At 69.2% G+C, this 7,001-nt stretch carries 5 protein-coding genes; 1 reads left to right on the top strand and 4 read right to left on the bottom strand.

All coding sequences use genetic code 11. The annotated features are described in order from the left end of the window. Positions 1-272 precede the first annotated feature (272 nt). From IV112_RS21260 to IV112_RS21270, 3 genes are read right to left on the bottom strand one after another with little or no spacing between them, the layout of a single operon-like run. Positions 273-1,634 (bottom strand): sensor histidine kinase, encoded by a 1,362-nt coding sequence (locus IV112_RS21260; protein WP_304007118.1) that lies wholly within the window; start codon positions 1,632-1,634, stop codon positions 273-275. A gap of 21 nt (positions 1,635-1,655) precedes the next feature. Beyond that, on the bottom strand, positions 1,656-2,423 hold the full coding sequence (locus IV112_RS21265) for a helix-turn-helix transcriptional regulator (protein ID WP_304007119.1): 768 nt from the start codon (positions 2,421-2,423) through the stop codon (positions 1,656-1,658). A gap of 10 nt (positions 2,424-2,433) precedes the next feature. Next, a complete protein-coding gene (locus tag IV112_RS21270) occupies positions 2,434-3,294 on the bottom strand; it encodes a DMT family transporter (RefSeq protein WP_304007121.1) in 861 nt (286 codons plus the stop codon). 331 nt (positions 3,295-3,625) lie between these two features. On the opposite strand from IV112_RS21270, the gene IV112_RS21275 reads away from it, so the two are divergent. Further along, positions 3,626-5,818 (top strand): putative bifunctional diguanylate cyclase/phosphodiesterase, encoded by a 2,193-nt coding sequence (locus IV112_RS21275; protein ID WP_304007123.1) that lies wholly within the window; start codon positions 3,626-3,628, stop codon positions 5,816-5,818. A 17-nt stretch (positions 5,819-5,835) separates the two neighbouring features. Here the strand turns inward: IV112_RS21275 and IV112_RS21280 are convergent, their stop codons facing one another. Beyond that, complete coding sequence (locus tag IV112_RS21280; protein ID WP_304007125.1) at positions 5,836-6,660, bottom strand: arylamine N-acetyltransferase family protein; 825 nt, start codon at positions 6,658-6,660, stop codon at positions 5,836-5,838. Between the last annotated feature and the right edge of the window lie 341 nt (positions 6,661-7,001).

The raw sequence follows: 7,001 nt of genomic DNA on the forward strand, positions 1-7,001 counted from the left end.
CGAGGTGCCCCTCGGGAGGTAAAGACAATACAAGGAGCGGTCTTCTGACCGCGACCGCGGCGCCTGAGCGAGAGGCAGTGCTTGACCACAGGCCCTGTCGGGGTCAGAGGACCCCTCCCACAGAATCTGGTCCAGGCTCGGGCCGCAGGTCGAGCGCACGCCCCCTGTGGGAGCGGTCTTCCGACCGCGACCGCGGCGCCTGAGCGAGAGACGGTGCTTGATCACACGCCCTGTCAGGGTCGGAAGCCCCTCCGACGGCGACGCACGCGCGGTCAGGTCAGGGCGGCCGCCGCCGGCAGTTCGAGCACGAATTCGGCGCCGCCGTCGGGGCGGTTGCGGGCGACCAGCGTGCCGCCGTGCTGTTCGACGATGCCGTAGCTGATGGACAGGCCGAGGCCGGTGCCCTTGCCGACCGGTTTGGTGGTGAAGAAGGGCTCGAAGATGCGGGACAGGTATTCGTCGGGAATGCCGGGTCCGTTGTCGCGCAGGGTCATGCGCACACGGTCGTCGCTCGTGCTGCAGCCGACGGTCAGTTCGGCGACCCGGCCGTCGGCGCCGGCGGCGTCGCAGGCGTTCTGCAGCAGGTTCATCACCACCTGCTGCAGCTGGCCGGCGCTGCCCATGACGACGCAGGGCGCACCGGCTTCCCAGTGCATGTCGACCGCCGCGGTGGTGCCCTTGCGTATCCAGTGGATGGCGCGCTCGATCACGGTATTCAGGTCGACCGCGGTGCGCCCTTCCGGGTCCACGGCGGAAAAACGCTTCAGGCCGTTCACGATGTCGGCCGTGCGTTGCGCACCTTCCATCGTGCCTTCGATCAGCGAGGGCAGATCCTTCAGCAGATGCTCGATGCGCAGCTTGGTGCGCAGTTCGCCCAGCTCCTCGTCGGAAGCGCCCGCATGCACCGCGTCTATGTAGCGGCCCATGCGTTCGCTGTATTTCTTCAGCGCGTGCACATTGCCGAGCACGAAGCTGATCGGGTTGTTCAGTTCGTGCGCGACGCCGGCGACCAGGCGGCCGAGCGAGGCCATCTTTTCCGAGTGCAGCAGCTGCTGCTGCGCCAGCTTCAGCGCTTCGTGCGCCTCGCGCAGCTCGTGGTAGGCGCGTTTCAGCTCGGCGGTCGGCCGGCCGACGAACACGGTGCCGGCGCGCCGGCCGGTGCGCGTGAAGCGCGGCGTCAGATTGGTGTCGACCGGCACCGGGCTGCCTTCGGCGTCACGCAGATTTAGCTCGACCGCCTGACCGCGACGCGACGGATTGGCGTCGTCGAGCACGCCGCGCATGCGGGCGCGGCTGTCGTCGTCGGCCAGCAGTGCGAACACCGGCGTGCCGCGCAGTTCGTCATCGCTCCGGCCGACCAGCTCGCACAGCGCGGCGTTGGTTTCCTCGATCTCGCCGCGCTCGTTGCACACCAGCAGCACGTCCGACATCGCCGACATGACGCTGAAGATGAACTGCTGCGACTGTTCCAGTTCGACGTTCTTCTGCTCGAGCGCGATTTCGTCGCTGACCAGCTGCGAATACACCTCGTCCATGCGCTGGATCACGTCCAGCCAGGTCGCCTCATCCACGCCCTCGATGTGAGCACGGGCGAGCAGGGCGTCGGTGTCGGCAGGCTTGGGCAGGTCGGTCATCGCGGCAGCGGGCAGGTGTCGTCAGCGACGCATCGTAGCGCCGGCGGCGCGCCGCCAGTGTCCGGGCGGCAGGCCGAAACGCTGCGTGAAGCGGCGGGTGAAGGCGCTCTGGTCGGCGAAACCGGTGTCGAGCGCGATGTCGCCGAGCGAGCGCGTGTCGTCATCGAGCAGCGCGAGCGCGGCGTCCAGGCGGAGGCGGATCAGGTAGCGGTGCGGCGGCTCGCCGAAGGCATCGACGAAGAGGTCGTGGAAGCGGCGCGGACCATAGCCGAAGCGAGCCGCCAGTTCATTCAGCGGCGGTACGTCGCCGGCGTGGCGGCGCAGCCAGACGTCGATGCGGGCAACCGGGAAACGGCGCGCGTCGTCGTCGGCCGGTGCGGCGTGCAGGCGCTGCGCCAGATCGTCGGCAAAGCGGGTGGCCAGCAGCCAGTGACGCGGCCGCGACACGCGCTCACCGGCCAGCCCGAGCAGCGGCTGCACGCGCCGGCGCAGCGCGGCGTCGATGACGAAGGCGCGCGGACGGCGGAACAGCGACGCCGGTAACGCGACGGAGGCTGCCGGCAGATCGACCACCAGCTGACGGTTACTGGCGTCGAGACCACGGTAGTCGTGCCGGGTGCCGGCCGGAATCACCAACCCGGCACCGGCGTCGACCCGGTGCAGATGGCCGTCCAGTTCCAGTTCGGTACCGCCGTCGCCACCCAGCACGACCTGATGGAAGTCGTGTGCGTGCCCGGCCGGTTCGGCCGCGTAGCAGCGGGTATCGACGTTGGGATCGGCAGCGTGCATGACATGACTTTCAGCGACGCCGGCACAGTAGCACGCCGCCCAGCGCCAGCGCGAAGCCGGCCATCTGCAGCGGTGCCAGCCGCTCGCCGAACAGCAGCGCCGCCTGCGCCGCGGCCAACGGCGGCGCCAGCAGCACCAGCACGCTCACCTTCGCCGCCGAACCGCGGCGCACCATCCAGACCAGCAAGGTGCTGCCGATGGCCGACAGGCCAAGCACCGCCCAGGCGAGTGCCGCCCACAGCGCCGGGCCGGGCACCCACAGCGACTCGCCGAGCGCCAGCGCAATGACCAGGCAGACCAGCGCACCGCCGGCATTCTGGATGGCGCTCGAACTGAACAGGTCGGCGGCGGCGATGGAGCTCTTCTGCACCAGCGTGCCAGCGGTGATGCCGGCCACCGCCACCAGCGCCACGCCGACAACCAGCGGCGACAGCGCCTCCGGGCCGACGCTGGCCAGCCGCGGCGCCAGCACCAGTACGACCCCCAGCGCACCGGCCAGCAGACCGCCCCAGAAGTGGCGGCCCAGCGGCTCAGCGAACAGGCGCTGCGCGATCAGCGCCGTGAACATCGGCTGCAGCGTGGCGAGCAGCGCCATCACCGCCGGCGACAGCCCGTGCGCCACCGCCCAGTAGCCGCCGCCCATGTACACACCCTGCAGCAACGCACCGGCCAGCAGGTGCTTGGGCCACTGCTCGCGCGCCGGCCAGGCTGCGCGCAGCGCGACGGCGATGGCCGTGTACAAGAGCGTGGTCAGCGTGAAGCGGGCGAGCAGGAAAAGTGCCGGGTCGGCCACGCCGTCGATGGCCCGCGCGACGATGAAACCGGTGGACCAGACGAGGACGAAGAGGGCAGGGGCGAACAGCGCTGACACGGGCGTACGGACGGGACAAAGACCGCAGTCTGCCGCCGCCGGTGCCGGCCTGTCTTGTCGAAAACTGCAGCGATATGCGCCGACGGACCGGCACAGCACGTACAGATTGTGCGGTACAGATGCGCGCGCCGAGGAGCTGTGACGATTTCCCGATGTCGCGTGGCATATATGTAATCGGCAATTTCAGCACGACGAGCCCGGTGGATTCGATGAAACAATTTCCATTCACTGTGATCGCATCAGGCAGGGCGCCCTCAACGGGCCGTCCATGCCAGGCTCGTACTGCATGCGTGTCACGCGCTGCAGGCCCGGCACCTTGCAGGAGGTCTCGATGAAATGCCCCTCGATTTTTCCAACCGAGCCCGAGCGGCTCGATGCGCTCGCTGCCTACGGCCTCGACAGTGAGCGCCAGCTGCCCAGCCTCGATCCGGTGGTGCGCATCGCCGCACGCATGTTCGGCATGCCGGTCGCCGCGGTGAACCTGATCGGCAGCGATCACGTGTTCTTCGCTGCCAGCACCGGCATCGACGAGGCGGTCGATATGCGGCGCGACGTGTCCTTCTGTGCGCATGCGATCAACCAGCACGACGTGATGGTGGTGCCCGATGCGCTCCTGGACGAACGCTTCCATGACAATCCGCTGGTCACCGGCAGTGCCCAACTGCGCTTCTATGCCGGCGTGCCGCTGCTGTCGCCGGACGGGCATGCACTCGGCGCGCTGTGCGTGATCGACAACCGGCCGCACGACGATTTCAGCGACGACGACCGCGAGCGGCTGCGCGAACTGGCGAAGATGGCGGCCGACCGCATGGAGCTGCGCCGCATCGAGGTATCGCCCGAACACAGCCGCCCCGCTTTCGACGACTTCGCGAAGAACGCACCCAACCCGCTGATCGCCTTCGACGCGGCAGCGAAGCTCATCGGCTGCAACAGCGCCGCTGCCGCGCTGCTCGGTCGCACGCCGACGCAGGGTCTGGGCGAACCTGTAGACGCGCTGCTGCCCGAGCGCGACCGGGCCGCCTTCCGCGACCTGCTCGCCCGTGCCGTCGCGCAGGGCTCGCTCGACGGGCTGGACGTGCCGAAGGACATCATCGGACTGCGCAGCGACGGCGTCGAACTGCTGCTCGGGCTGACGCTGTTCATGCACCGCGAGGCCGGCGGGGTCACTTTCAGCGCCCACCTGCAGGACTGCACCGAACGGCGCGAGCGGGAGAACGCGCTGCGCCGCATGGCCAGCACCGATGGCCTGACCGGCCTGGCCAACCGCGCCGGCTTCTTCCGCCGCGTCGAGGATGCGCTGGCGCGACCGATGCCCGCAGCCGTCGTCATGATCGACCTCGACGGCTTCAAGGACGTGAACGACACGCTGGGCCACGCAATCGGCGACAACATCCTGCAGGAAGTCGGCCGCCGGCTTGAGGCGGTAGCCGGCATGCAGGGCTTCGCGGCGCGTATTGGCGGCGACGAATTCGCGCTGCTGCTGGCCGGCACCGGCGACCCGGAAAGCGCTGCGGTGGTGGCCCACGTCGTACTGCAGGCGATCGAAATGCCCATCGTCGCCGACGGCCACGAGGTGCGCGTCGCCGCCAGCTGCGGCATTTCTGTGGCGCCGCAGCAGGCCGATGAGGCGCTGGAACTGATAGGCAATGCCGATCTCGCGCTGTTCAAGGCCAAGAGCATAGGCCGCGCGCAGTGCTTCACCTACCAGCCGGCGCTGCGCATGGAAGCGGTCGCGCGTCGGCTGTACAGCATGGAACTGCACCGTGCAGCGCACGCCGGCGAGTTCCTGCTGTTCTATCAGCCGCAGGTTAGGCTGTACGACGGAGCGCTGACCGGCGCCGAAGCATTGATACGCTGGCTGCATCCGGAACGCGGGCTGCTGTCGCCGGCCGCTTTCCTGCCGGCGCTCGAAGGTGGGCCCCTCGCGGCGACGGTCGGCGCCTGGGTGCTGGAGGAGGCCTGCGCGCAGGCCGCGTACTGGCGCCGCAACGGCGCGCCGGATTTCCGCATGGGCGTGAACCTGTTCGGCGCCCAGTTCCGCGTCGGCGATCTGGCAGCGCAGGTGCAGGCGACACTCGACAAGCACGGCCTGCCGCCGGAAGCGCTCGAACTGGAAGTGACCGAGAACATCGTGCTCGATCACGACGACCTGGTGCTGGACACGCTGCAGCGCGTGCGGGCGCTCGGCGTCGGCGTGTCCTTCGATGACTTCGGCACCGGCTACGCGTCGCTGAGCCTGCTCAAGCGCTACCCGCTGACGCGGATCAAGATCGACCGTTCCTTCGTCGAGGGCATGCTGGAATCGGAGCGCGATGCCTCGGTCGTGCGCGCCATACTCGACATCACGCGCAGTTTCGAACTGGACAGCATCGCCGAAGGGATAGAGCGCGATGTGCAGCGCATACGCCTGTTCCGCGAGGGCTGCGTGCACGGGCAGGGCTATCTGTTCGGGCAGGCGCTGTCGGCCGAACAGTTTTCACACGCCTTCGGGCTGGGCGGCGGCAGCCGGACGTCGAACGGCTGAGCGCGGAGGCCGTCGGCTCAGTCGGTGGCCAGTGCGCGCAGGCGGGTGAGCAGGTCGGGCTGGTCGGCGACGGGCAGGCCGAACAGGTCCTGCACCGTGGCGATCAGCGCGTCGCCGTCAGCCAGCGTGCGGCGTGCCACGCTGCCGTCGGCGCGGTACTCGGACAGATCGCGGTTGAACAGTGTCCAGCGACGATCGGCGCCGGCGCGCGCCAGCATCAGGTTGCCAGTGAAGATGGACTGCGGGTGGGTGGACAGGAAGTAGCTCGACGCCTCGTAATCGCAACCGTGCATGTCGATGCGGCGCACGCGGTACAGGTTCTTCCATTCGCCCGCGATCTGCGACTGCAGCCACCAGTAGTCGTCGCGCAGCAGCAGGCGGTAGGCGCCGTGCGGCGTGCGCTGCTCCAGCCCGTCTTCCCAGCGCAGGCCAGCGGTGACCGTGAGGCCACCGAAGCCGACGTCGACCAGTCGTGCGCCGTCCGGCGTGTCGACATCGAGCAGCATGTGCGATTGCGGCGTCAGCGCGTCGTCGGGCTGCATCCACATGACGCGCGCCGCCAGTTCGCGCACCGGGTAGCCGAGCGCGCGCAGCGCGTCGGCGAACAGCCGGCCGTGCTCGAAACAGAAGCCGCCGCGGCGGGCATCGATCAGCTTCGCGGTGACGGTTGCCGCGTCCACCGCGACCGGCTTGCGCCGCAGCGGGTCGAGGTTCTCGAAGGGGATGGCCATGGTGTGCGCAAGTACCAGCGCATCGAGCGTCGGTGCGTTGGCCAGCGGCCGGGCGGCGGCTGACCAGTCCAGGCGAGCGAGGTAGGCATCGAGAGGGAATTGGGCGGACATGGGGCAGTGCGATAGTCGACAGCCGCGCATGATGGGGCGGGCGGGGCGCGAAGGCCTGCGCAGCGCGTCACGAGTGGCCGACCGAGCCGGGTGACTTGGGGCTTTGTGGAGCGCGCTTGCTCGCGATTGCGGCGAGTATCCGAGCCGGCGGCCCGCAACCGCCGCGTCGCGGCCAAGGCCGCTCCTACAGGGATCGCGCCCGATCTGAGACCGAAGTCCGGATTCTGTGGGAGGGGTCTTGACCCCGACAGCGGCCTGGATCAGAGCCGGCGGACTGCGGCGGCCCTGTCGCGGCCAAGGCCGCTCCTTGTATTGTCTTTACCTCCCGAGGGGCACCTCGG

The organism is Methyloversatilis discipulorum, assembly GCF_018780585.1.
In the GTDB taxonomy this organism is placed as follows: domain Bacteria; phylum Pseudomonadota; class Gammaproteobacteria; order Burkholderiales; family Rhodocyclaceae; genus Methyloversatilis; species Methyloversatilis discipulorum_B.

What these genes read in the sequence shown, in the direction of transcription:
- IV112_RS21265 (WP_304007119.1), bottom strand. Translation starts at nt 2,423, where the DNA reads ATGCACGCTGCCGATCCCAACGTCGATACCCGCTGCTACGCGGCCGAA.
- IV112_RS21260 (WP_304007118.1), bottom strand. Translation starts at nt 1,634, where the DNA reads ATGACCGACCTGCCCAAGCCTGCCGACACCGACGCCCTGCTCGCCCGT.
- IV112_RS21275 (WP_304007123.1), top strand. Translation starts at nt 3,626, where the DNA reads ATGAAATGCCCCTCGATTTTTCCAACCGAGCCCGAGCGGCTCGATGCG.
- IV112_RS21280 (WP_304007125.1), bottom strand. Translation starts at nt 6,660, where the DNA reads ATGTCCGCCCAATTCCCTCTCGATGCCTACCTCGCTCGCCTGGACTGG.